This is a genomic window from Pontibacter sp. MBLB2868 (assembly GCF_051904785.1).
Classification (GTDB): Bacteria; Bacteroidota; Bacteroidia; order Cytophagales; family Hymenobacteraceae; genus Pontibacter.
In genome coordinates this window covers 1,952,693-1,977,479 of the sequence record NZ_CP196710.1, presented here as the reverse complement: position 1 = coordinate 1,977,479, position 24,787 = coordinate 1,952,693, and the positions used below count along the sequence as shown (strand labels likewise).

General features: G+C 42.3%; 24 protein-coding genes. 8 read left to right on the top strand and 16 right to left on the bottom strand.

The features are described 5' to 3' along the window. The first annotated feature begins 4 nt into the window (after window positions 1-4). The 3 genes from rplT (at window position 5) to ACSX1A_RS08500 (ending at window position 2,676) form a co-directional block, all read left to right on the top strand. Complete coding sequence (gene rplT / locus ACSX1A_RS08510; protein ID WP_439883201.1) at window positions 5-349, top strand: 50S ribosomal protein L20; 345 nt, start codon at window positions 5-7, stop codon at window positions 347-349. A gap of 141 nt (window positions 350-490) precedes the next feature. Continuing rightward, window positions 491-1,507, top strand: a complete 1,017-nt coding sequence (locus ACSX1A_RS08505; protein ID WP_439883200.1) for an NADP-dependent oxidoreductase — start codon at window positions 491-493, stop codon at window positions 1,505-1,507. Window positions 1,508-1,518: 11 nt separating this feature from the next. Beyond that, window positions 1,519-2,676, top strand: a complete 1,158-nt coding sequence (locus tag ACSX1A_RS08500; RefSeq protein WP_439883199.1) for an iron-containing alcohol dehydrogenase — start codon at window positions 1,519-1,521, stop codon at window positions 2,674-2,676. 78 nt (window positions 2,677-2,754) lie between these two features. Here the strand turns inward: ACSX1A_RS08500 and ACSX1A_RS08495 are convergent, their stop codons facing one another. Beyond that, window positions 2,755-3,375 carry a TetR/AcrR family transcriptional regulator gene (locus ACSX1A_RS08495; RefSeq protein WP_439883198.1) on the bottom strand — a complete coding sequence of 207 codons (621 nt, stop codon included), beginning with the start codon at window positions 3,373-3,375 and terminating at the stop codon, window positions 2,755-2,757. Window positions 3,376-3,993: 618 nt separating this feature from the next. Between ACSX1A_RS08495 and ACSX1A_RS08490 the strand changes: the two genes are divergently transcribed. Further along, the gene (locus ACSX1A_RS08490) at window positions 3,994-4,239 is read left to right on the top strand and encodes a hypothetical protein (RefSeq protein WP_439883197.1); all 246 of its coding nucleotides are present in this window, start codon (window positions 3,994-3,996) and stop codon (window positions 4,237-4,239) included. Between the two features lie 97 nt (window positions 4,240-4,336). Here the strand turns inward: ACSX1A_RS08490 and ACSX1A_RS08485 are convergent, their stop codons facing one another. Both ACSX1A_RS08485 and ACSX1A_RS08480 read right to left on the bottom strand, forming a co-directional pair. Next, on the bottom strand, window positions 4,337-4,576 hold the full coding sequence (locus ACSX1A_RS08485; protein ID WP_439883196.1) for a hypothetical protein: 240 nt from the start codon (window positions 4,574-4,576) through the stop codon (window positions 4,337-4,339). A gap of 43 nt (window positions 4,577-4,619) precedes the next feature. Continuing rightward, window positions 4,620-5,330, bottom strand: a complete 711-nt coding sequence (locus ACSX1A_RS08480) for a hypothetical protein (RefSeq protein WP_439883195.1) — start codon at window positions 5,328-5,330, stop codon at window positions 4,620-4,622. Window positions 5,331-5,472: 142 nt separating this feature from the next. On the opposite strand from ACSX1A_RS08480, the gene ACSX1A_RS08475 reads away from it, so the two are divergent. Continuing rightward, window positions 5,473-6,171 carry a hypothetical protein gene (locus ACSX1A_RS08475; RefSeq protein ID WP_439883194.1) on the top strand — a complete coding sequence of 233 codons (699 nt, stop codon included), beginning with the start codon at window positions 5,473-5,475 and terminating at the stop codon, window positions 6,169-6,171. A gap of 69 nt (window positions 6,172-6,240) precedes the next feature. Next, window positions 6,241-6,801 (top strand): hypothetical protein, encoded by a 561-nt coding sequence (locus tag ACSX1A_RS08470; RefSeq protein ID WP_439883193.1) that lies wholly within the window; start codon window positions 6,241-6,243, stop codon window positions 6,799-6,801. Between the two features lie 282 nt (window positions 6,802-7,083). Here the strand turns inward: ACSX1A_RS08470 and ACSX1A_RS08465 are convergent, their stop codons facing one another. The 8 genes from ACSX1A_RS08465 to ACSX1A_RS08430 all read right to left on the bottom strand — a co-directional run bounded on the left by ACSX1A_RS08465 (window position 7,084) and on the right by ACSX1A_RS08430 (window position 17,500). Continuing rightward, entirely contained in the window at window positions 7,084-7,932 is an 849-nt protein-coding gene (locus tag ACSX1A_RS08465) for a hypothetical protein (protein WP_439883192.1), read from the bottom strand. A 102-nt stretch (window positions 7,933-8,034) separates the two neighbouring features. Next, the gene (gene dapA / locus ACSX1A_RS08460; RefSeq protein WP_439883191.1) at window positions 8,035-8,904 is read right to left on the bottom strand and encodes a 4-hydroxy-tetrahydrodipicolinate synthase; all 870 of its coding nucleotides are present in this window, start codon (window positions 8,902-8,904) and stop codon (window positions 8,035-8,037) included. A 76-nt stretch (window positions 8,905-8,980) separates the two neighbouring features. Further along, a complete protein-coding gene (locus tag ACSX1A_RS08455) occupies window positions 8,981-9,727 on the bottom strand; it encodes a LytR/AlgR family response regulator transcription factor (protein ID WP_439883190.1) in 747 nt (248 codons plus the stop codon). A gap of 4 nt (window positions 9,728-9,731) precedes the next feature. Then, complete coding sequence (locus tag ACSX1A_RS08450; RefSeq protein WP_439883189.1) at window positions 9,732-10,784, bottom strand: sensor histidine kinase; 1,053 nt, start codon at window positions 10,782-10,784, stop codon at window positions 9,732-9,734. Window positions 10,785-11,297: 513 nt separating this feature from the next. Continuing rightward, a complete protein-coding gene (gene ligA / locus ACSX1A_RS08445) occupies window positions 11,298-13,307 on the bottom strand; it encodes an NAD-dependent DNA ligase LigA (protein WP_439883543.1) in 2,010 nt (669 codons plus the stop codon). A 154-nt stretch (window positions 13,308-13,461) separates the two neighbouring features. Beyond that, window positions 13,462-13,965: a DUF4920 domain-containing protein gene (locus ACSX1A_RS08440; RefSeq protein WP_439883188.1), complete on the bottom strand. Its 504-nt coding sequence runs from the start codon at window positions 13,963-13,965 to the stop codon at window positions 13,462-13,464. Window positions 13,966-14,544: 579 nt separating this feature from the next. Further along, complete coding sequence (locus ACSX1A_RS08435) at window positions 14,545-16,845, bottom strand: patatin-like phospholipase family protein (protein ID WP_439883187.1); 2,301 nt, start codon at window positions 16,843-16,845, stop codon at window positions 14,545-14,547. A gap of 76 nt (window positions 16,846-16,921) precedes the next feature. Then, window positions 16,922-17,500: a hypothetical protein gene (locus ACSX1A_RS08430; RefSeq protein WP_439883186.1), complete on the bottom strand. Its 579-nt coding sequence runs from the start codon at window positions 17,498-17,500 to the stop codon at window positions 16,922-16,924. A 269-nt stretch (window positions 17,501-17,769) separates the two neighbouring features. Between ACSX1A_RS08430 and ACSX1A_RS08425 the strand changes: the two genes are divergently transcribed. Continuing rightward, window positions 17,770-18,396 carry a cytochrome c oxidase subunit 3 gene (locus tag ACSX1A_RS08425; RefSeq protein ID WP_439883185.1) on the top strand — a complete coding sequence of 209 codons (627 nt, stop codon included), beginning with the start codon at window positions 17,770-17,772 and terminating at the stop codon, window positions 18,394-18,396. Between the two features lie 22 nt (window positions 18,397-18,418). Here ACSX1A_RS08425 and ACSX1A_RS08420 read toward each other — a convergent pair whose 3' ends face one another. Continuing rightward, window positions 18,419-20,956, bottom strand: a complete 2,538-nt coding sequence (locus ACSX1A_RS08420; RefSeq protein ID WP_439883184.1) for a gliding motility-associated C-terminal domain-containing protein — start codon at window positions 20,954-20,956, stop codon at window positions 18,419-18,421. 124 nt (window positions 20,957-21,080) lie between these two features. Continuing rightward, entirely contained in the window at window positions 21,081-21,677 is a 597-nt protein-coding gene (locus ACSX1A_RS08415) for a hypothetical protein (RefSeq protein WP_439883183.1), read from the bottom strand. 190 nt (window positions 21,678-21,867) lie between these two features. Between ACSX1A_RS08415 and ACSX1A_RS08410 the strand changes: the two genes are divergently transcribed. Next, on the top strand, window positions 21,868-22,335 hold the full coding sequence (locus tag ACSX1A_RS08410; protein ID WP_439883182.1) for a hypothetical protein: 468 nt from the start codon (window positions 21,868-21,870) through the stop codon (window positions 22,333-22,335). 120 nt (window positions 22,336-22,455) lie between these two features. Here ACSX1A_RS08410 and ACSX1A_RS08405 read toward each other — a convergent pair whose 3' ends face one another. The 3 genes from ACSX1A_RS08405 to ACSX1A_RS08395 all read right to left on the bottom strand — a co-directional run bounded on the left by ACSX1A_RS08405 (window position 22,456) and on the right by ACSX1A_RS08395 (window position 24,551). Further along, window positions 22,456-22,905, bottom strand: a complete 450-nt coding sequence (locus ACSX1A_RS08405; RefSeq protein ID WP_439883181.1) for a DUF2147 domain-containing protein — start codon at window positions 22,903-22,905, stop codon at window positions 22,456-22,458. Between the two features lie 586 nt (window positions 22,906-23,491). Continuing rightward, entirely contained in the window at window positions 23,492-23,866 is a 375-nt protein-coding gene (locus ACSX1A_RS08400; protein WP_439883180.1) for a hypothetical protein, read from the bottom strand. 106 nt (window positions 23,867-23,972) lie between these two features. Continuing rightward, window positions 23,973-24,551: a C40 family peptidase gene (locus ACSX1A_RS08395; protein ID WP_439883179.1), complete on the bottom strand. Its 579-nt coding sequence runs from the start codon at window positions 24,549-24,551 to the stop codon at window positions 23,973-23,975. Window positions 24,552-24,787: the final 236 nt, after the last annotated feature.

Genomic DNA, 24,787 nt, shown 5'->3' with positions numbered 1-24,787 from the left:
AGAAATGCCAAGATCGGTAAACGTCGTTGCAGCACGACACAGAAGAAAGAAAATGATGAAGATGGCCAAAGGTTACTTTGGTCGTCGTAAGAACGTTTGGACAGTAGCGAAAAACGCTATTGAAAAAGGTTTAGTTTACGCTTACCGCGATAGAAAAGCGAAGAAGAGAGACTTCAGAGCTTTGTGGATCCAGCGTATCAACGCAGGTGCACGTGAGCACGGTATGTCTTACTCTCAGTTAATGGGCGGCCTTAAGAAAGCAAATATTGACCTTAACCGTAAGGTGCTTGCTGACTTAGCCATGAACCATCCTGATGCGTTCAAGAGCATTGTTGATAAAGTAAAGTAATTTACTTAGAATATATACCAGGAAGGGTTTAGCATATGCTAAACCCTTTTTGTTTTATGCATGGCGTGGTTTTATTTAAAAAACTAAAACCTAATCTTCTTGTTATGCATACAATTATAATTCAGGTGTAAAGCTATAACTATGAAAACTAAAAGAATTCTGCTCAAAAGCAGGCCAAAGGGAATGCCCGACGAAAGCAACTTTCAACTTGAAGAACAGGAATTGAAAGGCCCGGAAAATGGGGAACTGCTCCTAAAGGCCCTTTACATCTCAGTGGACCCTTACATGCGCGGCCGCATGAGCGACGCTAAATCTTATGTTCCGCCTTATGAGCTGTATAAACCTATTACCGGAGGTGTAGTAGCCGAAGTGCTTGAAAGCCGCAACGACAAGTATACTACAGGGGATGTGGTGATGGGCAACTTACCATGGGAAACCTATAATATCTCCAATGGCAAAGGCCTCACGAAAGTAGATCCGGATGTTGCACCCCTAAGTTACCATCTGGGATTATTAGGTATGCCCGGCCTTACTGCATATTGTGGCCTTCTTTATATCGGTGATCCTAAACCAGGTGAGACCGTGGTGGTATCCGGAGCTGCAGGTGCCGTAGGTACCGTTGTAGGGCAGATCGCTAAATTGAAGGGCTGCAGGGTAGTAGGGATTGCCGGATCAGATGACAAGATCGATTTCCTGACGAAAGAGCTGGGCTTTGATGAGGGGATCAATTATAAAGCAACCGATAACATCAAAGAGGCGCTGGAGCATGCTTGCCCTGATGGAGTAGATGTTTACTTTGATAATGTTGGCGGTCCTATTTCAGATGCCGTTTATAGTTTACTGAATAAATTCGCCCGCATTGCAATCTGTGGCCAGATAGCCTATTACAACGCCACTTCACCTCCAACAGGTCTACGGGTAGAGCCTATACTTTTGAAAAAAAGCTGCCTGATGAAAGGGTTTATCGTGAGTGACTATGCAGACAAATTTGGTGATGCGGCCAAAGACCTGGTTTCATGGCTCAGAGAAGGTAAATTGCAGTATGAAGAAACTATAACTGATGGATTTGAAAATCTGCCTGAAGCATTCCTGGGCCTGTTTAAAGGAGAAAACACGGGGAAACAGCTTGTAAAAGTTGCGGAACCATCAAAAAAATAAGACTATACTATATGAATAATTTCACTTTTTATAATCCTGTTAAAATACTTTTCGGCAAAGGGCAAATTGCTGCTATCAAAGATGAAATTCCGGCCGGAGCACGGGTGATGATCACGTATGGCGGCGGAAGCATTAAAAAGAACGGTGTTTATGATCAGGTAATTGAAGCATTGAAAGCGCATACTGTACTGGAATTTGAAGGTATAGAGCCCAATCCGCATTATGAAACTTTAATGCAGGCTGTTGATATTGCCAAACGCCAGAAGATTGACTTTGTGTTGGCTGTAGGTGGCGGCTCTGTAATAGACGGAACGAAGTTTATTGTAGCGGCAATGGCGTATGAAGGTGAGGACCCATGGGATATTCTTGCTAAAAAAGCGCCTGTTACCTGCGCAGTTCCCTTTGGAGCAGTACTCACCCTGCCTGCCACGGGTTCTGAAATGAATTCAGGATCTGTAATAACCAGAGTAGAAACACAGGAGAAGCTGGCTTTTGGAAGTCCGTTTACCTTTCCTAAGTTTTCGGTACTCGACCCGGAGACTACTTTCACGCTGCCGCTGCGCCAGATCAGTAATGGTATCGTGGATGCTTTTACACATGTGCTGGAACAATACCTGACATACCCGGTAAATGCCCCGCTACAAGACAGGCTGGCTGAATCAATCCTGCTTACGCTTAAAGAGGAGGGGCCTAAGGCACTTCAGAACCCCAAGGACTACGACACCATGGCCAACTTTATGTGGTGCGCTACAATGGCGCTAAATGGGGTTATAAGGGTAGGTGTACCTACCGACTGGGCTACTCATTATATTGCGCACGAATTAACTGCACTGCATGGTATAGACCACGCCAGAACCCTTGCAGTAGTATTGCCTTCATTGCTACGTTATAAGCACGAGACCAAGCGTGAGAAGATCCTGCAGTATGGAGAGCGGGTTTGGGGTGTTGATGCAGGCACAGTAGATGAGCGAATTGAGGCTACCATTCAGGCTACCATTGCCTTTTTTGAGTCACTGGACATCAACACCAGATTATCAGATTATGAAGTTGGTGAAGACACTGTTAAGTTGATTGTTCAGCGGTTTCAGGAAAGAGGTGTAAAAAACCTGGGAGAGCGTGCAGATATTCAGATCGATGATGTGGAGCAGATCCTGATGGCAAGTCTGTAACTGACTAGATCATAATATAATAAATTAACTATCAAGAGGGGCTTTTACCAATTGCGTAGAAGCTCCTTTTTCTATAAATTAAACCAGGTTGGTTTCGCCGTTCAGAATGCCATTGAAGATTATGTTTACTAACCCATCAAATACAGCATCAGGGGTGGTAGGCATGTTATCGGTAAGCTTACGGGGCATGTGTCGTGTAAAGTCAGGGTTAAGGATTGTTTCGAGCGCACTGGCATACAGCAGTACCGCCAAAGGTCGGTTAACATCATCACGTATAAACCCTTTCTCAACTCCTTCATCTAGTAAAGCATTAAACCGTAGAAAAGCAGCATCGGCTTTGTATTCCTGAATTAGTACCCAGCTTTTAGGAGAGTTCTCTTTAATATCATCAATAAGCAGCGGGTTAATAGCATGCAGCTTAGTTGCGACATAAGAAAAAATCTGGGTTACTTTCTCTGAGAAGAGTAATGTATCATCGGCCATGATAGTTTCCACTCCTCTTTGCAACTCAATTTGGTATTGCTCAATCACAACGTTTAATAGCTCCTCTTTACCATTGAAATATTGATAAAGGGTTTTTTTACTCATACCCAGTTCCCGTGCAATATGAGCCATCAGAACTTTTGTATAGCCATGAGCAAAAAAAAGGCTTTTTGCCTTCGTGATTATTTTGCTTTTCGGATCCTTAATAGTCTCCATTTAAGTGTTTTTAATCTAGTGGTTCTAACTATGCCTTAATTAATCTCCTATATGAGGGAAAGACATAAAGATATTGTTAAAACAATGAAAATTATTGACACTAAACAATTTTTATTGCTATAATTTAGACGGAGGGTATAAGTAGTAGTAATAATTAAAAATGCAGAAGTAGTATCAATTACCGCTGTTTAAGCGATAAAACATTTTTAAGAGAATATAATCTTATAAAATAACAAAAATATTTCAACTAAAAATAAAACTATTTTTATATTATTAAGTATGAACATATATTAGTTCAGCCTCCTGTTAATTTATCCCTAACCTCATGGTAAAGCCCTTATCACCCCTTAAAGTGGCTTTAAATAATACTTATCCCTATAAAAGAACATGTTAACATAGTAATATATAGCACATTGCATATAAATCTATAGTTAAATATTTATTAATTTTTTAATAGAATTGTTTGACTTTTTGCAAGGTGAAACTTAACTTGCATTAAGCATATTGATAAAAAGTATTTATCCAAGCTTGTTCAAGAGTAACTACAGCAAAGGCTGTAAGTTCAGCTATTTAAACTGGCATGCTTCTTGGTAAATTAAGCCTTTAAACTTTTAGCTAATGATCGACATCATCAATTTTGTAGCACTTTCAGGTATCTTCAATGTATTGTTCTTCTGGTATGCTTCTACCAAAATGCAATCGAAGCCTGATCCGATAAAAACATTAATTGTATCGTTCGTTTTTTCAATACCATTAAGTTTTTTATTGATAGCAGTTTATACTACAATGTTGATCTATGCTGCAAAAACGGGGGCTAATGAGGATGCCATGTGGGAATACATGGAGCAGGAAGAGCTTCAGTAGTTAATAAAGTATCTGATTGATCTAATATAAAAGCAGAAGTGCCACCAGTAATGGTGGCACTTCTGCTTTTATATTATTGGCGATGTTCAGCGTCAAATCAATGACTTCCGGCACTACTGCCTATATCGCTGCCGCCATCCTGTATATCAGCACTTCCTCTGCTGCCACTTTTTTGGGACGGAGCTCCTCCTATTTTACCTTTCTTTATCTGCTCTTCATCTACTTTCTCCTGCTTTTGTGCTGTAGGATGAATATTAGGCACCTTATTTCCTTTATTTATTGTTTCGCTTAAATCTTCGTTCTTTAACTTATCTATTTTCTTTTCGTCCTTTTTCATTGTTTTTGTTTTATGTTAAAAATTTTACTTCCAATAAATATTATTAGAAGTATCTGTTTCTGCTAAGATGGTCAGAAGGGTTACGGCTGGCGTTCTCCTTGTATTGGCCTTGTTCGGGATGTCGACTGGTATAATAGCCATGATAACTGCGTCTGTGTCCGCTTTGTGGATCATAATAACGATTCCAGTCCGGGTCATAGGTGCTGGTGCCATCGTAGCCGTAGCTCAATGATCCGGCCATGTTGCCATAGTTCTCTCCGCCTCCTCTTCCATAATGATCAGGTGCATAATCAGCATTAAAGTTACCTGCTCCATAGGGGTCATGGTCCTCTATACGCTGGTGTACACTTTGGTGCTGGCTTGAGCGGTTAGCGCGTTCAGGCATACGCTGTTGATCATTCCAGTTGCTTCTGTTACTTGTTCGGTAAGGCTGATCATGATCGCGGTACCTGCTGTGGGTATTGGCGTTATCATGGTCGTAACCGCGGTCCCGTTCCTGGTACGAATTATAGTTGCGGTTGTAGTCCCGGTTGTAGTCCTGGTTATAGTTTCTGTTATAGTCGTTTCTCTGGTCAGGATGCCTTGCTGTGCTTCCGTATCCATCCCAGGTAGAGACATTGTGATGATCGCTGGTATTATCGAAGCGGTAAGCTCCTCTATACATATTCTCGTCTATGTGTGTGCCCTGATACCTGTTTGCCCGGTTTCTTTCTTCAGGGTGATTGCTTCTGTTATGCCATTTGTTTCTTTCCATAGTTGTTAAGTTGTTTTTGATATACTTTTTAACGCACGATAAGGCCTTGGGTTTACCTGCCTATACGTAGAAGTACTAACCTAATGTCTGTTTGCTCCCGTAATAAGAGGAGTAACAGAAGTAACATTTATTATTAATAGCTATGAAAAACGACAGAAGAGAGAATTACAGAGACAGAGATAACTACCAGCAGGACAGAGACGCACATTGGTTACATGGCCACCACCATGGCCAGAACTCTGACCGCGGTAACTATACAGTGGATACGCATTTTAATCGTGGTTACGGAGACAATTCCTATAGTCAATACGGTGACAACAGAAGCTTTAATAGTAATGCCGATCAGGGGCAAATGTCTTCGCAAGGACGTTTTCAGCCTGGTGGCGCCCAGTATAGTGGTAGAGATTATACCAGCGGAGGTAGTGGTGCTGAAAATCCGTATGGCATGTCCTATTTTAGAGATGACGAGTTTAACTCTGGTCGCCATTACGACTCCCGAGCGGATTATAGCGACACAGATTACGATGATTTGAGAAGAAATGAACCATCACGCAACAGGTACAGAATGGCTGATGAGCAGTTTGGACATGATGTGAGACGCGGTGGCAATGACGACAACTGGTCCAGAAGTTCCCGCGGCGATAACATGTCATTCAGGCAAAATGAACGAGGTAATCCAAACTACGATAATGATTACAGCACCGGATTTGCTGGTCGTAACTATGCCCGTGGCAAGCAACATTACGGTGAAGGCCAATATTATAGCAACCTTGACAGATGGGAAGGACAGGGAGATGAACAGTATGAACGTTATATGCGTGAGCGTGACAGACGCAGGTAACCGGAAACAGAGCAGACATATTGTTTAACAAGGCCTTTGTTTAAAGTATAAGCCTTAAATATTGAGGAAATGAGAAACGAAAGAGAAACAAGTTACGGCAGCTATAGCCGCCGGTATAATATGGAGGGCGCACATGAAAATGGTCCTTTCCACGGCAGAAGACATGCCTATTTGGGAGATACGCGCCATGAACCAGGTGAAAACTATAGAATTCAGCAAAGCCGTGAATATGGCAGAAGAGGCGGGGATGTAGGAATGGAAGATCTTCGGTATGAGCGGATGTATGATATCAGTAACTATACAGATCAGCCTCGCCACGAAGAATATGGTTTACCCAGATCAGCAGAAAATGACCTGGATAGCATAGGTCATTTTCCGTATGCACAAGAGGGCCCATATGCTGGTAGGCAGCACCACTACCGCTACAACATGGGCTATAACCCTAACTATGATAATCCTGAGGAAGGGGATAGGTATCGCGACTTTGACAGCAGGGGCAACCATGGGTACAGGCATGATGCCTCTTATGGCAACGAGGATGTGTTCCGGGACTTTGGTAACGACCACTATGGCATCCGTGATAGAGAAGGGAATCGGTATTATGGCCATATGGGAGGCTATAACCGCTAGGTAGCTCTAGTAAACTCGGGTTACAACAACATATAAACTTTAGATGTTGCGGCAGTTACTAAAAGTATCTGAAAGGATGCTTGCTGCAGTGTCAGAAACTACTGATGAATATAAACGTACTATCTTGATTAGTACATTAGTATTAAATTTCCATCTGAGAAAGGCCGCAGCGGAAGCTGTGGCTTTTTTTCTATACTTTACACTTCAGCAGCCTTCACTTACAGGTGCCCGGACATCTTGTTTGAAAAGAAGCTGAAAGCCGTGTTTAAAGTAAGTAGACCACTAACTTCCTACAGTTTCTAATACAACTGGTTTTTTATAAAGTTTTCCTTTGCCTGCACCAGATGATAGGAAGAGACCAATTTTTGAGACATTAAAGTGATTGGACATATCCAGTAGCAAATCAGGTATGTTGTCATGATCCAGGTCTCCGGCCCATAGCAGCACATAAATGGAATCTTCAAAAAACTCATCCTCAGCTAAAACCTGATTTACTCGTACCCCATTTTTTTTACCGCTTACTCTCCAACCATAATTCTGGTAGGAATACTCCTTAGATGGAAGTTTTATACTATCGCCAAACGCTTGAATAAGGTATTTCTTCTCTTTAAAAGTATAAACCAATTCTTTGTTAGCTGGTAACACAGCTTTGTTAAAAGCAGCTGTATCAACAGGTCCCTTTTTTAAATTTAAAATACCGCTGACATAGAATAGGGCGTTTGGAGCATCTCCGACAACCTCTCTTCCCGATATTACTCTGTGAGGTGAATTTAAACTATGTGCGTCGTGTATTGGATCGAAAACCGGAATTACCTGAAGACTAGCCGGACGAAGTATATACTGGTTATCTTCATAAAACAGGCCAAGCCAATTTTCCTTATCAGCGCCTCGCCATACTTCATTTTTATGAAATGTTCCTTCTACTAATAAATGTACAGGCTCCTGAGGAGCAGGGGAAAGTTCAGTTGTATCAACCTGGTAAGCTACATAAGTGGTATCTTTCAGATTTGTAGGGGTATCAGTTGGTTCTTCTGCTACTGCATGATCAGTGGGAGAGTCATCTACAGGATTTTCAGGTGTATGCTTGCACCCCAGTAAAGGGAGCAAGGCAAACAGAAGAAGTTTACGCATAGCAAGAGGGTGGTTTTAAGCCTAATTTAGCAAAATAGTCTTATAAGAACGAAAAAATAAGGCCAGCGTATGCTGGCCCTGGTAAATTAGTACAGATATCTGTTAGAGCAACTTGTGCAACCTGTCCTTAAGTCCGGCTGAAGCCTCGATAAGTGGTAACCTCACATTTGGAGAACAAACTCCGAAGCGTTCCAGAACGGCTTTTACGCCAACCGGGTTTCCTTCTTCATACATGAGCGGGTTGATATCAACAAAAGTATGAAGAAGCGCTGTAGCCTCCTTAAAATTGTGATCCAGGCATAATTGCACCATGTTGCTGAACTTCTCTGGAAAAGCGTTTGCCAGCACAGAGATGACACCTTCAGCACCAAATGCAGTCATAGGTAGTGTTAAAAGATCGTCGCCGCTGATCAACATGAAATTTTCAGGCCTGTGCTTGGCAATATACATACACTGCTCCAGGTTGCCCGATGCCTCCTTGATACCTATGATATTGTCGTGCAAAGCCAGTTTCAGGGTTGTTTCTGCAGCTACATTGCTGCCTGTGCGCCCAGGCACGTTATATAGAATTACCGGAACCGGGGAGGCATCGGCAATCTGTAGGTAATGCTGGTAGATCCCTTGTTGCGAAGGTTTGTTGTAATAAGGACTTACAGAAAGGATAGCGGAAATACCTTCCAGATCCGTTTCTGCTAAGGACGCAACTACCTGCTGGGTATTGTTGCCCCCGATGCCATATACCAAAGGCACACGACCACCAACATGCTTTTTGATGAAGCGCAGTATCTCCGTTTTCTCGGCTGATGTGGTTGTTACAGACTCGGCAGTAGTACCATTTATTACCAGGTAATTTACGCCGCCATCCAACACAAAGGCCAATAGTTTTTCAAAGGCTTTGTAATCAACGGATAGGTCACTGGCGAAAGGTGTTACGAGGGCTACCCCCGTTCCTCTTAATTTCTCGTTTATCATAAATCAGAATTACAGAATACGAAGTTCTGATTAAGGATTGTATTCTGCAAGCCCCTGGCTATAATCATAAGGGTACCTACTGAATGTTATTTTCCTCCACCCACTTCAGGAACTGTTCTTTGTAAACTTCGCCAATCGGAACTTCCTTGTTTCCGATGCGGATGCGGCTTTTTTCAATGCTGTCGATCTTCTGAAGCGAAACGATAAATGACCGGTGCACACGAAGGAATTTTGAGTCCGGGAGCTTTTCCATCATCTTGTTCATAGAAAGCAGGGTGATGATCTTCTGCTCCTTTGTTTGGATGATGATATAATCCTTAAGTCCCTCAATCCAGAGAATGTCCTTAAAGTCCACACGAATAGTTTTGTAGTCGGCTTTTACAAACATGAAATCCTGTTCATGCTGCGGTGCAACATACTGTGTGGGTGCTTGCGCCGCCGCAGCCTCAGAATTTTTTCCGTTTCGCTGCAGCCTTTCCTGTGCTTTAGTTACCGCCTTCAGAAAACGATCGAACGGGATCGGCTTCAGCAGATAGTCAACAGCATCCTGGTTAAAACCTTCGAGGGCATAATCAGGATAAGCAGTTGTGAAAATAATGAGAGGCTGATGTTTTAAGATGTTCAGGAACTGGATACCAGTAAGTTCTGGCATTTCAATATCGAGGAACATCAGGTCTATCTGCTCTTCCTGCAACACCTGCATCGCTTCTGTGGCACTGGAGCAGGTTTTTACCAACTCCAGGTACGGTAATTTACTTACGTAACTCTCTATAATATCAAGTGCAAGCGGCTCATCGTCCACAGCAATACAGCGAATAGTCATAGTTTCAGGTTTTGGATTGGAAATTTATCTTCAAAGTTGCGAAAAAAGTGCCTTCTTTTTCTTCAAAAGATAGCTGATGCCGGCCATTATATAAAAGGTTTAAACGACGCTTAAGGTTTTGAAGCCCAATACCGCCAAATTCTCTTTTTTTGTGTGTACTGGTGTTGTTTACGGTACTAAACAAAAGCGAATCTTTCTCGACTACAAGGTTTAAGATGATCCCCACCTCATTTTTGCTGACGAGGCCATGCTTAAAGGCATTTTCCACAAGTGTCATCAGCAACATGGGGGCTATTTGTTTCCCCTCAAGGCTACCTTCAATGTTAAACTTTATACTTGTCTGCTCCCGCAGCCGCAGCTTCTGCAGATCAATAAAGTTTTTGATATGGTCCACCTCTTTTTCAAGGCTTACCAAGGTATCATTGCTCTCATACAACATGTAGCGCATCAACAAAGAAAGCTTCATGATCGCGTCTGGTGTATCAGGAGACTGTTTATAGGCTAAAGAGTAGATATTATTCAAGGTATTGAACAGGAAATGCGGGTTTACCTGCGACTTCAGATAAGCCAGTTCCGTACTTAGTTTCTGGTTCTCGAGTTCTTTATTTAGGCGTTCGTTGCGGATATAGTTTCCCGTTACTTTAAGGGCTGAACTGATGAACACAGTTACTAACCCGCTGATCACATACTGCAAGAAACGCTCACTGCTGTATAGAGTGGACATGCCAGGGTTATACTTCCGGAAGATAAAGTAATCTATTGGAGCCTGAATCAGTGCCATTGCAACCAATGTAGCTAGTACTGCGGCTACATAGAGGAATATCTTGTTCTTCGCCAGGAACCTGGAGATCAGAAAATACCAGTTAAAGTAGAACAAGCCAACATGGAATAACAATCCTACGATCACATCCAGCCCTTTGCCAAAGGTTAATGAGCGCGTAGAATACACCAGGTAAAATATCCAGGTGCCAAATAGTAGCCACCCGGCCACATGCATGGCAACGGTATAACGTTTTTTAAAAGCTACCACAGGAAAGGGTAATGTTAAATTATTCACAGAAAGACTCTTAAATGCTTACTAAGAATTTTGCCTTAGGAGCATAACTCCATTGTTTTAACCTCTTTTGTAGCTTAAATATAAGCAAAGTCTGCGATTAAACGCTGCTAACTGAGGCAGGTATATACCAAGCAAATGTTTCTAGCGATGAAAACAGCATTTTCCAAGATCAACGAAAAACAGCCGTAGGAGGTAGGTTATTATGTTTGCAGTTTGAAATTGATAGTGCAGGTAATCTGGCTTTACTAAAATAGCAGAAAACGTACAGGAAGGGGAAGTTTAAAATACGCTCTTAAGTGTGTGGCTTTGAGTATATTTTCAGGAAGTTAACAATACTGAATACCCTTCAGAAAAAGGCAGGCAGGAGATTAAACATAGATCATTTGTCTGCTTTGAGTATTCCTAAGTGTAGTTTATAAATCTAAAATTAAGAGCAATAGAAAGCCTTAGCAGGTAAAACATAAAATGGTAAAGAGGCTTTTAAGTTGAGTGCCTCTTTACTATTAGGCTTATTTATCGGATCATTTCCAGGAACTGATCTTCAGAAAGAATAGTGATGCCAAGCTTAGTAGCCTTTTCAAGTTTCGAAGGGCCCATTTTATCTCCTGCTACTAAATAAGCCAGTTTAGCCGAGATTGACGAAACTACTTTCCCACCGTGGCTAATAATAAGCTGCTGCAGCTCATCGCGGCTCACGCTTTGAAAAACACCGGAAATAACAAACGTCTTTCCTTCTAATCTGTCACTTTCTATTTCAGGAGCATTATTTTCAGCTTTCAACTGCAAGCCCGCTTGCTTGAGTCGTTCAACTAACAATATATGTTCAGGATTTCTGAAATACTCCAGGATTGAATTTGCGATGCGGTCACCGATCTCATTCACAGCAACAAGCTCTTCGTAAGTAGCCCCTTTGAGTGCTTCTATATCAGGGAATTGCTCAACCAACTTCTTTGCTACCGTGCTGCCTACAAAGCGTATTCCCAGTCCGAACAATACTCTGTCAAATGGTATTTCTTTTGATTTCTGAAGACCTTCCAGGATGTTGTTCACGGTTTTCTCGCCCATTCTGTCAAGGCCGATCAGTTGCTCATATTTCAGGTCATATAAGTCAGCTACATCGTTTACCAGCTTTGATGAGAAAAGCTGCTCAACGGTTTTCGGGCCGATGCTATCGATATACAGGGCTTTCCGGGAGATAAAATGCTCCAGTTTTCCCATGATCTGGGGAGGACACCCTTTTTCATTTGGGCAATAATGGTTTGCTTCTCCTTCTACACGCACCAGCGTTGTTCCGCAGGCAGGGCAATTTTCGGGGTAAAGTATCGCTATGCTGTCTGCCTTACGCTCACTAAAATCCACGCCGGTGATCTTAGGTATAATTTCACCGCCTTTCTCAACAAAGACAGTATCGCCAAGGCGAAGGTCTAAGCGCTTAATCTCATTGGCATTATGTACGGAAGCTCTTTTTACAACAGTACCTGCCAACTGTACAGGCTCAAGTAAAGCAACGGGAGTTACGGCTCCTGTTCTGCCTACCTGGTATTGGATGCCCTTAAGTATCGTAACCGCGCTCATGGCGGCATATTTGTAGGCAATGGCCCATCGTGGGCTTTTTGAAGTAAAGCCTAGTTCTTCCTGTAACGCATAACTGTTTACCTTTACCACTACACCATCCGTTGCAATAGGTAATTCAAAACGCCTTTCTTCCCACTCGTTGATATAAGCAAGTACTTCTTCTATAGAGTTGCACTTACGCCAGGTATCAGATACTTTAAATCCCCATTTCTGTATTGCCTGCAGACTTTCGGAGTGGGTTTCGAATGGGTTTGGAATACAGTAAAAACCGTAAGAAAAGCATCCCAGTTTCCGATGGGCCACAATGGAGGAGTCTTGTTGCTTCAGAGTGCCGGAGGCTGCATTCCGTGGGTTAGCCAACAACTGTTCACCGGCTTCCTCTCTGTCAATGTTCAGCTGCTCAAATACAGGCAGTGGCATAAAAACCTCACCACGTACTTCAAATAAATCAGGAAAACCTTGTCCATGCGCTTGCAAAGGCACATCCCGAATGGTACGCACGTTGGCAGTGATATCATCCCCCCGCATACCGTCACCCCTGGTTGCCCCCTGTATAAACTGGCCATTCTCGTAGGTTAAGCTAATGGCTACCCCGTCAAACTTCTGTTCACAGACATACTCCACCTCATCTCCCACAGATTTGCGAACACGTGCATCAAATTCTCTTAGTTCTTCAGCCGAATAAGTGTTACCCAATGAAAGCATCGGGTACTTATGCTCCACAGTTTTAAAACTCTTTGTGATCGTACCACCAACCCGCTGCGTCGGTGAGTTAGGCTGCCGGAGTTCCGGATGCAGCTCTTCCAGCTCTTGCAGACGCTTAAGCATCTGGTCGAATTCATAGTCAGATACTTCAGAAACGCTGTTCTGGTAATACTGGTAGTTAAGGTAGTTAATTCTATGGGTGAGCTCCTTTATCTCCAGAGCCTGATCTTTTTCTATGGCCATCATCTTCAGATTAAACTTTCGTAAAAATAGAAAAGAGATTTATAAAATAACTGTTGCTTGTTAACTGACCGTTTAGGAAAGCCAAAGAATCTTATACTAGCTTATAATAAAATAGCAGGCTCCCTTTGGGGGAGCCTGCTATTAAAAATTAAGGCTATTTCAGAATGACGCCATCGGCTACAAACCGAAGCTCTTCTTTGGGAGCAGTTATCAGGTTTATCTCAGCTTCGGTTTTTCCAGCATCTTTTGCATAATGACGTTGGTCTTCTACTGATATTATCTCCCGCTTGGCAGTACCTGCAAACACTACTTCACGGCCCTTTAAATCCTCTACCGGCAGAAAGAAACCATAGTCCCGGAATGTGACTTTCATGCTGGTATCATCGGCAAGTTTTACATCCATCCAACATCCTTTTGCCTGGCAGCTTTCTTTGATCTCTGCCGTAACCACTGCCTGTAAAGAATCTTGCCCTTTTACTAACTCCTGTAGCGCTGTAACACTCAGAACGTTCTCTTCCTCAAAACTTGCCCCGTATGTATTTGCTTTAGCTGTTGCGGAAGAACTTACTTGTGTCGCTGTACTTTCCGTAGCCGTTTCAGTTTGGTTACAGGCAACTAAAGATGCGGCAACCAGGAGAGTAAATAGTGTTTCTTTCATTGGATCAGACTGTTGTTAGGTAAAAGTATATTATTTCTTGTGAATGTAAGGCAGCTTGTGTAAAATAAATATTCCTGTTTAACGTGTTGCTGAGTACAAAAATCTGCTGCTTTGCGCAGTTGATAACTGAGCACTTATACTTAAACTAAAAATGTAAAAATATGGTGTAAGGCAATGGTATTTAAAGTGTTATATAAATATGCGTGTTGCTTTTGCTGAGCAGGCAGTAACACTTTTAAGAAGTAGAAGTGTTTGAACCAATCATTGTTAAGAATGTGCATCAGAATAGATGTTGCGTGTAAGCAAACCGATAGCAGAGGTGCTGTTTACGTGGAAATGTGTAGTGTTTATACATTGTTTACACATTTTCTATCGTGATGGGGTAAACTGCTAATTTATGAAGCTATCAAACTTAATAAAGCTGTGTGTAATGATTTTAAGTGCCACAATGTCAGATTTATGTGTTTGATTAATAAAGTAGTGATTTAACTACTATGGGCTCTGTGCTTTAATAAAAAACTGCATAGTATCAGCTTAACATTAAGCTAAAAACACTAAAATGAGTGCACCAGTGTTTAATTAGTCCAAGGCTCGGCCCTGGTAAATAAGATAGCCAATATGGAAAAGTAAGCCCCATTGTTTTGCCTGATCATCATAATAATTCAGGCTAACTGCTACTGGCCCGAGTAAGCTATGGTAAACAAGACTGGCGCTACCAATAAAAGCAGTACCTCCTAAAGCTTTACCATAGTAGGGCTGCTGTTCCTCATCCTGAAGTATGGGTCTATAAGGTTGGAATACGTAGGTTTCTGCCCGGGCCTCCATCCTTTGGCCCTGTAAATAAATGTATTTGATTCCGGCTGCCAGGTATTGATGGCTCCTGAAGTTGTCAAGAAACAAGGTCTTGCTGTCGGGCAGGGGAGTAAAAGCAGAGGCTGCTGTTAACGAAGACCGGAAGTTCTGAAAAAATGGTTGGTTCGAAGCCACTCCTTCTACCAGGTAGCCGAGTCTGTGCTTACCTGTTCCGACATAATTTTCAAATGTTGCTTTCAGCCTGAACCACTCATGCTCTGTTCTGCTTACTTGGTTAAAGGTGCTGGTTGACCCGGGGTGCAATGTTTCTCTGCCATTAAAATAGCTAAGTGAGGCTGTTATCAGCCGGCCTGCCGATGCATATTGTTTACGGTTCAGATGTCCTCTTTTGAAAACTACTGCTGGCTTAATTGCATTAAAATTAGTTCTATCCAGTGTATCTGAACTTAATATATCAAGCCGGTTACTATACCTGTCAATAGTTTGTATAAAGCTACCGGATAGCACCAGCTTGCCTTTGTAGGTGTTTGTTAAACCCATGCTCACCTCATAGTTTCTGTCAGATTGCTCAATAAAAGGTAACTTATCACGATCCAGCAGAAACCCTTTCGTTGACAGGTAACTCCAGTTGTTGTACGTAAATGAAGGTTCAATATAAAATGGGAAACGGGCGGGCACATCCATCCGAATGCGGGCACGAACTGCCTGGTAAAATCGTCCGGTATTAAAATTGGCTCCAAAAGTATACAGCTTACGCCTTAGCAGGCCGTATTCAAAACCCGCGTAAATATTATCTATTGGTCTGGAGGCAAGCACACCTCCGACAGAAACCTTCAATGCTTCTTCGTGCTTCAGATCAATAATAAAGTTATAGCTCCGTTTAACAGGATTATACACTATTGTTGGATAAAGATTCCTGAAGTTGGCAGCAGCAGCCAGTCTGAAATAGCCTCTCTTTATTTCCTGCACGGTATACTCATCTCCCTCTTTCTGGAAAAACTTTCGGACATAAGTACTTTGGTATTCTGTTAAACCAGTTATGGTGATGTCTTTGAAAGACAAACTTGTGAAATCGCTACGGAATTGTTCCCTTTTGGCTGCTATTTGCTCAGGTGTTACCTGCCGGTCTATTTGCTTCCTGATCTCATCTATTTTCCCTTCCACGGCCTTATATCCAGCTTCATACAGATGTTTGACATCGTTAAAATCAAGTGAGGTAGAGTTGCCGATCTCTGGTTGTACATAAATATCATGCGGCCCCATGGCAGATGAGTCGCTGTTAGACATCATGGCGTAAAGGAGGGTTTGCGGGAGGTCAAAATCGTCGTGCCCATAAGGGTATTCGTTATATATCTTAGAGGAAACATTTACACCTATGATGATATCTGGCTTAAATTCACTCTTGGCTACATTTACAGGGAAGTTGTTGTAGAGCCCCCCATCATAAAGCAATCTCCTGTTTATGCGTATCGGACGGAAAACGAGAGGCACTGTCATTGTTGCACGGACCGCATCGGATAATTGTCCATTTTTAAGTATGACCTGCTGCTGGGTATAAATATCGGAAGCAAGGCTACGGAAAGGTATCATGAGCTTATCAAAATCATACTTAGCTTTGGCGGCAGGCTGGGCCAAGAGCTGAGCATAGGCAAAGTTGAGCGATGCACCGTTCACCAGGTTAGAATTCAGATGCATTTGCAGGGTAGAGTCCAGTGAAAGGTTCAGGTTAAGTAAGGAGGGGGTAGGATCTGGTTCTGCGAAATTATAGGTGTACTTTTCTTCCATGCGTCCCCGTGCCCAATCCTGGAATTCATCGGTATTGAACAGGTACTCTATTTCTGAGGGAGAATAGCCAGCCGCATATAAGCCACCAACTACACCGCCCATAGATGTGCCAATGATATAATCTATCGGGATATTGTTATCCTCCAGCGCTTTCAAGACGCCAATATGAGCAATTCCTTTTGCCCCGCCACCACTTAAAACGACTGCCACTTTTTGTGCAGCGGCATGGGTGTTGCAGTAAAGCAAGAGCAAAGTGAGCAGGTATGTAAATAGCCGTTGCATAAAGGGTGTCAGGCTCAAGGTTAACTGATGCTATACTTGTTTAAATTTCTTCTTTGGCAAGAACTTCTCCGAGTATTTACCTGAGTCCCATCATTGTCCAGCGAGCGTTATTGATCGTTATTACCACACGCCCTGTTAAAACCGGGAAGTACTTGATAGGTATACTTGCCTCAAAATTATCCAGCATCAGGTCGAAGCTGGTACTAAATATAAACGAGTCTCTTTCTGGTAAAAAAGCAACAGGTATGGTTGTCTGGTTAGCAACCCCTTGTATGTTGACGGTCGTTTTCTTCTCCAGGGTTTCAGAATATAGGTTGCTGGCATTTAATTTCTCTACCGGTGCATCTATGTAGAATAGCAGGTCAGGATACTTTGCTCCGAAAAACACATCGTAGGCCATCGTAGGAGGGATAGTGTCGTGAGCAGGATATAAAGTGGCAAGATCAAGAATACATTCAATCTTCTGAGTATTCTTGTTATACCTGACCAGTAGTTGGTCCGATGTAAAAGTATAGGGTTTGGTTATGCCGTCAAACGTTATAAAGACCCTGTTGTCGCTGGTATAGGCCGCATTTGTCTGTGCATTTGCCGGGGCATAGAGCAACAGGAGCAAAGGGAGCATCAGGAAGTAATTTCGAAGTATGGGTACTCGCATTCTAAACTCGTTTAAGTATATACTTCTAACGGATTTTGCTATATAAAGGTAGAAGTATTCTGACCTTATCTGCCGGAGCCCGGGCATACACTTCTCTGTTTATAAGGAGTATTGAATTCTGTGCAATTCTGCACTGCTTTTAGCAAATTAAATTGATCTAAATTCAAAACTATACGCACCTCTGAACGGTATAAAGTATATATAGGCCTCATAGGCCTTTTGTATCATTTTACACCTCTTAATGCTGACGCAACAGACGGAGACAGCAAATGGATTCTGACAAAAAAAATAGAGTAGATTCGAAACAGCTCTCAGCCTTTGGGAAGATAGAGCGTATGCACCCGATCAGGATGTTGTTGTACCTGAGTATGATCGGTATCGGAATTCTATTTTTTATACTTGTTGTTGCGTTTGCAAGAACAGGAGGATTTCAGAATGAAAGCTTTGAACTTCCAAAGTTTTTTAGTGTAAGCACTTTGCTGCTTTTATTTAGTAGTTATGCCATCAGTAAAGTGCCGGGCATTTACCGTCGCGATAAACTAAAAAAGATGACCCGCTACCTGGGTGCTACTCTTGGGCTGGGTGTATTGTTTGTTGGGGCGCAGCTGATTGGTTGGAATGAGATGACCAAAGCAGGTGTTTACTTTACAGGTAAAGCCTCAGGCACATATCTTTACCTCATTTCCGCCCTTCATATACTGCATTTATTAGGAGGCCTTATCTTTCTGTCGTTCCTTTTCTTTAAAACTGCTCATGTAGCCGCTGATGGTGTTCGCAGTTTAATATTTATCAGGGATCCTTACCGGCACCTCCAGTTGTCAATGCTGCGCAGTTACTGGAATTTTATGGATTTCTTATGGCTGGGTTTGTACCTGGTTTTCCTGTTTATGGCTTAAATCATAAGTTTGCCTGAACTTATTAGCGAACTAATGTAACCGAACCTTTATAGGTGGTGGTGCCATAATCGATCACGTAGAAATATACTCCATCGTTAACTCCTTCTCCATTCCATTTGAAATTGTTACGCTGGCTTACGTACACTTCTTTACCCCAGCGGTTAAAGATCCGGATGTTGTCAAATTTAGCGGTACAAAAATCTTCCGGTAAGCCTGGTATCTCAAAGTAATCATTCAAACCATCTCCATTTGGTGTGAAAATGTTTGCCGGGATAAAATCTCCTAAAACGGACACCTTTACCCGAAATTCCATGGTTATTTGCTTGTCCGGTGATGGAGAGCAAGCTTGCTCATTTAGGCTGAAAGTAACACGGAGCACACCCTTTTCGGCACCCAGGCAGTTGGCGACCCATAAAAGCTTGCCGTTTGCCGTACCTGCACCTCCCTGGCTTGTAAAGGACATGCCTACTTCTTCCAGAGAAAATCCATCACCAGCAGCTGTCAAATTCAACTGATTTAGATCTAAATCATCGCCAAAAAGGTTTGCCTCGAATGGCTCATTTAACTCCATATCAAAAGTTAGAACAGGCTTATCGGTAGTAAGGGTGGGAGGGCTATTCGGTGCTGTTATCCTGAATTCAAATTCAATTTTCTGGTCTGGTGATGGGTTACAGGCTGTTTCTTTCAGGTTAAATGTTACCCGCACTACACTTCCTTGCGCGGTGCCGCACGTAGCTGTCCATTTGAATGTGCCCTCAGCCGTTCCTGGCCCTCCACTACTTGTGAAGTTCATGCCCAGGTCGTTCAGATTAAATCCGTTCCCTACGGCTTGCAGTGATAGGTTATTCAGATCAATATCATTGCCGAATATCTTTGCTTCGAAAGGCTCACCTACAACTAAATTAAATACCCTTGCCTGTTTATCCGTTGAAATGACGGGGATGTTGTTAACATTATCGGGCCTTACTTCAATTGTTTCCGTCCGGCGAACAGTCTTATTGCAGACAATGGTGCTAACAACAAAGTCTATCTTGTAGGAGTCCTGTTGCAGTGCCTTACAGTCTATGTTCCAACTAAAGGGAGATGAAACCTGGCCTGGAGCAGTTTTGGTCTTAAAAGTTATATTTTGAGATCCCAGCGAGAAATTTTGCCCTTCTGCAGTAATGGTCACGTCATCGTTATCAGTGTCAAAGCCAAGCGCATCAAAAGTTAATACATCTCCATTTTTTACGTTAAAAACGCGCTGTTTAGTAGAAAGATCAACTGTTGGCGGGGCATCGGGTATCGGCTCAATCATAAAGCTAAGTCTAACCGTATCCTGTCGTGGAAGGCTGCAACCATCGTCTTTTACAATAAGATCAAGCTGGTACACCTTCCCTTGCGTATCGAAGCACTCGTTAAAACAAAGTGTTGCCTTAAGAGAATCGGTAGTCGTACCCTGGTTGATCATGCCACTCGTTACGCCCTGTAACGTAAAGTCTGTGCTCGAAAAATTAACAGGACGTGTGCGCAGGGCCACAAACTCAGTCCTGTCAGGGTCAGAGAAAAAAACGTCTAGGCAGCGGCTGCCGGTAGGACTGATCTTTAAAACATCTCCTTTGTTGTAAAAGGTTTTCTTGCCCTGTTCCCGGACAGCTACAACAGGAGTCTCGTTACGAGGGCAGTCGAGCACCAGCACCTGGAAGTCGCGACGTACTTCACCAATTTTCACACCTTTTCTAAACTCCTGTGCCCTTACCCCAAACACGTATAACCCTTTGCTGCTCGGCCTCATCGTTAATTGACCTGAGTTTTTGTCAATGTTGATAGGTGGGTTCCCCTGCACCTGATTGGTCGGCCCATAAGTCGGAAGCCAGGTAATTGTTGGATAGGGAGCAGGCTTCGGCGCTATGTTCTCAAAACCAGGAATTCCATAGTAAGGCATGTTGGCCGAAGTGAATCCATTTAATGGCGTTACCATATCATACACAATGGAGTCACCGTCAGGGTCTGTGCCGTTAAACTCAAAATAGAAAAGCTCATTTACGCAGGCATAATCACTGAGGGGCGGGAAAAGAATAGGAGAGGAGTTGACAAAAGGCACCCCATTTTTAACAACCGGCGGAAACTCCATATAGAACGTTTGGGCTGCTTCCTCAGGTCTGGCAATGTTGTTTATCGTGCGGTTACGGCAGCATCTTTCCCAAGTAACATAGTACCCCTGAGGGCTGCTAAAACGGTTAGGATCAAGGAAAATATTCTCAGAATAAACTATTTTACTGGTTTGCAGGCTGGCACTGGTACAATCTATATTAGTATACTTGACAGGGGTTCTGCTCTGTAAAAGCATTTGCTGCGACATTACCAGTTTATTAGATCCTTTCTCGAAGAAATTAACAACAACCAGTTGGTCTAGTGCGCCAGGACTACCGTTTACATCGTCGAAGTATAAGTTGAGCGTGAGCTTATAGTTGTAGTTAACTATGTGCCTCATTTCGAATTCACCACCTACAATGTGGGTCGCAAAGGATTGGGTGCACAGCAGCAGGGTGATAAGCAACAGTAGTACACGTAGCTTCATGAGCAGAAAACTAATGGTGTATGATCAGAATGTAATATAAATATAAATAAAGGAACGAGGTAAAAAAAAGGCTGAACAATATTAAAATATTTAAAAAGCAATTGCTGGCTTTTTTCCTGAACTGTTACTTGCCTGATTGTTCATCTGGTTGCAACACTTTCTCGAGTAGCTCCAAAAAAGGCAAGGGTTCACTAAAATATACATCAGCATACGAATTTGCCGTAAACCGGATGTATCCCGGATGTTTATTTACTTTAATTAATTCGATAATTATATTACCATACAGCTGATTACACAGATCGCTGCCGGGAACATCAGAGGCAGGAGGGAGCATAAAATATCGTTCTACTGCTTCGGTGTAGCGTTTATGGCGTACTTGCTGTTCATCTGAGCTGCGTAGGCTATACCCCAATTGCAGTACACGTTCTTTCAATAGATCAAATAAAAACTGAAAATTTTCGGCTCCTATGGAAGGATCATAAAAAAATGTTGCGCCTTTCCGATGCTCATCAGTAATAAGCTGTACTCTATATTTGCTCGGAAAGTGTGCTTTCTGATAATGATAAGCCTTAAAAAATGGGCCTGTCCAGTTCAGGTATACCTGCGCCTTTACCCAAGCGGTAAATGCAGCCTGATGCGTAGCTGAACGCTTCAGCGCTTTACAGGTTGGCAATCCTTCTCCGAGACCCAACAATCGATAAAAAAAACCGTTAAATGACATTCAATAATTTACTCTTAAACATCATTTAATTTAAATAGTTTTGAGGTAGACCAGGACTTAAGAAAAAACAAGTGGCTGGGTTTAAAAATGCAAAGGAATCAAATTCTTCGATAGCTATAGTATGAAGGCTTTGATCCCTGAAATTACCAGATAGAATTGATATCCATCAAAAGAAAGATTTGTTACTCCTATGGAAATGCTAACACAAGAACTCGAAACAAAGAAACGCTTGCTCCAGGGGAGCATTCAGGTTCTTAATGAACAGATCAAAGCGGCGAAAGCAGCAATGGATGAGGCTCAGAACAGCGCCAATGAACATCAAGGTGCTATGGAAGATAAGTTTGAGTCTTTCAGGGAGAATTGTCAGATACAACGCGATATGTATGCCCGGCAGCTGGATGAGTTGATTAGCACCATGGCATTGTTACGTAGGATAAATGCTACCAAAATTAATTCGGAGGTATCTTTTGGTGCAGTGGTGCACACAGAACTGCAGAACTATTTTATAGGAGTGAGCCTGGGAGAACTCAAGGTTGATGGCGAGTCCTTTTTTGCTATTTCAAGTATGTCCCCTATTTTCAAGGCGATGGCTGGTAAATCATCCGGCGATAGCTTTACATTCCGTGATCAGGAATACAAGATCGTGCAGGTATTTTAAAATAGTATATAGAAAACTTTTTGCAGGATAAAGAGTTTAACAGACGGTAAAGGGTTGAAAAAATAGAGGCTGGCAGAAATGCCAGCCTCTATTTTTTTATACTTAAGTTTAGGGCTCTATTTAGTTCGTAGAAGCCGTTCCTTCCACCCTGGTCCAGGTTTGGGCACGTCCGATCAACGAGATACCGATATAGCCTTTCACTTCCATTTTGTCTTTCCCTAGCATTTTCATATAGCAGGAGTAAGTTTTGCCACTTTCCGGGTCATATATTGTGCCATCGTCCCATTTATTATCTCCGTCATACTCAAAACCTTTCAAGAACTCTAATCCCAGCAAAGGACGTGAGCGTGCAGCTTTGTTCGGATTATTATCATCCATTTTAGGCTTTCCATTTCGGTTAGGTTCGCGAAGCGAGACAATCTTTCCGCACAGCTTGTTGCCGCACTTGTAGATTTCAAACTTTGCTTTACCGTCTTCATTTGTCCAAACGCCGAGCGGTGACAGCTTTTGTGCCCATGCGCAAGTGGCAAATAACATGAGCAGGGCAAGTGTTAGGAAGTGCTTTTTCATTATATCAAAGGTTAGTTGTATTATGCAACGTAATATATAAAAAATAATTCAAACCAATTTCAAAATGTTTGGGACTTTAAAAATTTGAATGGCCTAAACACAAATTATCAGTAAAAATATACCCTTGGATAATTATTAAAATAAGAAAGGATAGCATCTCACAAAAATAGTCTGAATTGCAAGCAGCTGGCTTAAAGCAGGTTATAAAATGATTGATCGGAGCAGAAAAAAAGTCAATAAACTTTGTGAACTTTTCAGCGTTATTTTAACTTTAAAGTACGGTAGCGAGTGCTACAGCTTTGGGCTAAAGGTCAGGTATTGGCTGCTCGGAGTCTATGTCGAATTAAAGAGAAAGGAGGTGCTATGTCTAATCCATCGGTCGTCTTAGTAAGCCTAGGTAATAATGTTCACTCAAAAGGTGAGCAGGCTTAGTAAGCAGTATAGCTACTGCTTACGCAGATAGCGACATTACCTCTGATTCTTTATAGGATGGTGAGACTGAAACACAGTCCGCCGCTTACTCTGAAATTGAGGGATTCCTGAAACACCTGATGTATCTTGACGGGCTACATCAGGTGTTTCTTTTTTAAAGATCATCTTTGTAGATGGAGTTATTTCGCAGGCGCCTTTCCCGCACAAAAGTACCTACATAAAAGGCAGATGCGATAAAGCAGCTGATCCCCATCAGAAGCTGAAGAAGATCCTGACTGTTCCAGTCGAATGTTTCCGTATTTAAGCGTGTGATTTCTATAAAGCCTGCCAGCAAGGTGAGTGCCGTTACCGAGTGCGTGACAAATCTGTTGTGTTTGCGTAAATGATAAGTCGCAGCTAAAAGCAGGATGCCTAAAAAGGGTGCTATTAGATCAGTGGGAGGCTTTGCAGGGTTTGTAAAGTATACTATTAGTCCGACAATTAGTAGGATTAGCCCGTTGAGCGTATTAATGATGTAAGGATGTATCATTTTGTTAGCTTTAGTTTGGAGCTACAAAAGTGGCTCTTTTGGCTTTATGTACGAAAAAAGGGACAAGTGTTATACTTGTCCCTTTTTTCGTGCTGATATTTTGCTCTTAAAGTACCCGTCTTATTTGCAGGAATCGGATATCATAGCGTGTACCCTCAACCTTGCTGATCTTTACCCCTCCGTTAGAAGAAGAATGAACGAATTCGATTGTATCGCCTGGAGATGAGATGACAATTCCCACATGGCCCGGTTCACGAATCTGAGGATTTGTTCCGGTGAAAATTACCAGGTCACCGGCTCTTGCTTCCTGTTTGCTTACCCTTTCCCCTTCTTCTGCCTGCATTACAGAGGAATGAGGAAGATCCAGGTCAAAATTTTGGTAAACATATGTTATGAATCCAGAACAATCAAAGCCCTCCGGATTCATTCCGGCGTAAACATACGGGCTTCCTATAAATGAGGTCGCATAGGAAACAAGTTGTTGACTGATCCCTTTTTCATCTATCTGTACATGCTTCCGTGGTGCTTTGCTTCGAATTGATGAAGTATAAGCTTCAGGTGCATCTGGAGAAGCTGTCGTGTATACTTCCGAATCCTTTGGTTTCATTGTAGGAACTGCATCAGCCCATACCAAAACAAATAACAGGAGGAGGGGAAGTGTCATTATTATAATGTTCTTTTTCATAGCTTATAATATGTTCTTATGATCATGTATAGTGTAAATACCATGCCAAAACTGGTTTTACAGGTAATTATCTGACGACAAATGGATCTAGTCTATTGAATAACTTAACATTATATGACTAATAATAATTCGCATGATGATTTAGAACGTTCACCTGTCAAAATCAGGGGTTTACCCGATAAAATCCTACAATGAAACGATTTGATTGTTAATTTACATTTGTAAGTAAGTTAATT

Coding starts and splice junctions, on each gene's coding strand:
- ACSX1A_RS08430 (WP_439883186.1), bottom strand. CDS start 17,500: ATGCGAGTACCCATACTTCGAAATTACTTCCTGATGCTCCCTTTGCTC.
- ACSX1A_RS08470 (WP_439883193.1), top strand. CDS start 6,241: ATGAGAAACGAAAGAGAAACAAGTTACGGCAGCTATAGCCGCCGGTAT.
- rplT (WP_439883201.1), top strand. CDS start 5: ATGCCAAGATCGGTAAACGTCGTTGCAGCACGACACAGAAGAAAGAAA.
- ACSX1A_RS08480 (WP_439883195.1), bottom strand. CDS start 5,330: ATGGAAAGAAACAAATGGCATAACAGAAGCAATCACCCTGAAGAAAGA.
- ACSX1A_RS08395 (WP_439883179.1), bottom strand. CDS start 24,551: ATGAAAAAGAACATTATAATAATGACACTTCCCCTCCTCCTGTTATTT.
- ACSX1A_RS08415 (WP_439883183.1), bottom strand. CDS start 21,677: ATGTCATTTAACGGTTTTTTTTATCGATTGTTGGGTCTCGGAGAAGGA.
- ACSX1A_RS08475 (WP_439883194.1), top strand. CDS start 5,473: ATGAAAAACGACAGAAGAGAGAATTACAGAGACAGAGATAACTACCAG.
- ACSX1A_RS08500 (WP_439883199.1), top strand. CDS start 1,519: ATGAATAATTTCACTTTTTATAATCCTGTTAAAATACTTTTCGGCAAA.
- ACSX1A_RS08455 (WP_439883190.1), bottom strand. CDS start 9,727: ATGACTATTCGCTGTATTGCTGTGGACGATGAGCCGCTTGCACTTGAT.
- ACSX1A_RS08435 (WP_439883187.1), bottom strand. CDS start 16,845: ATGCAACGGCTATTTACATACCTGCTCACTTTGCTCTTGCTTTACTGC.
- ACSX1A_RS08505 (WP_439883200.1), top strand. CDS start 491: ATGAAAACTAAAAGAATTCTGCTCAAAAGCAGGCCAAAGGGAATGCCC.
- ACSX1A_RS08420 (WP_439883184.1), bottom strand. CDS start 20,956: ATGAAGCTACGTGTACTACTGTTGCTTATCACCCTGCTGCTGTGCACC.
- ACSX1A_RS08490 (WP_439883197.1), top strand. CDS start 3,994: ATGATCGACATCATCAATTTTGTAGCACTTTCAGGTATCTTCAATGTA.
- ACSX1A_RS08465 (WP_439883192.1), bottom strand. CDS start 7,932: ATGCGTAAACTTCTTCTGTTTGCCTTGCTCCCTTTACTGGGGTGCAAG.
- ACSX1A_RS08425 (WP_439883185.1), top strand. CDS start 17,770: ATGGATTCTGACAAAAAAAATAGAGTAGATTCGAAACAGCTCTCAGCC.
- ACSX1A_RS08410 (WP_439883182.1), top strand. CDS start 21,868: ATGGAAATGCTAACACAAGAACTCGAAACAAAGAAACGCTTGCTCCAG.
- ACSX1A_RS08495 (WP_439883198.1), bottom strand. CDS start 3,375: ATGGAGACTATTAAGGATCCGAAAAGCAAAATAATCACGAAGGCAAAA.
- ACSX1A_RS08405 (WP_439883181.1), bottom strand. CDS start 22,905: ATGAAAAAGCACTTCCTAACACTTGCCCTGCTCATGTTATTTGCCACT.
- ligA (WP_439883543.1), bottom strand. CDS start 13,307: ATGGCCATAGAAAAAGATCAGGCTCTGGAGATAAAGGAGCTCACCCAT.
- dapA (WP_439883191.1), bottom strand. CDS start 8,904: ATGATAAACGAGAAATTAAGAGGAACGGGGGTAGCCCTCGTAACACCT.
- ACSX1A_RS08440 (WP_439883188.1), bottom strand. CDS start 13,965: ATGAAAGAAACACTATTTACTCTCCTGGTTGCCGCATCTTTAGTTGCC.
- ACSX1A_RS08400 (WP_439883180.1), bottom strand. CDS start 23,866: ATGATACATCCTTACATCATTAATACGCTCAACGGGCTAATCCTACTA.
- ACSX1A_RS08485 (WP_439883196.1), bottom strand. CDS start 4,576: ATGAAAAAGGACGAAAAGAAAATAGATAAGTTAAAGAACGAAGATTTA.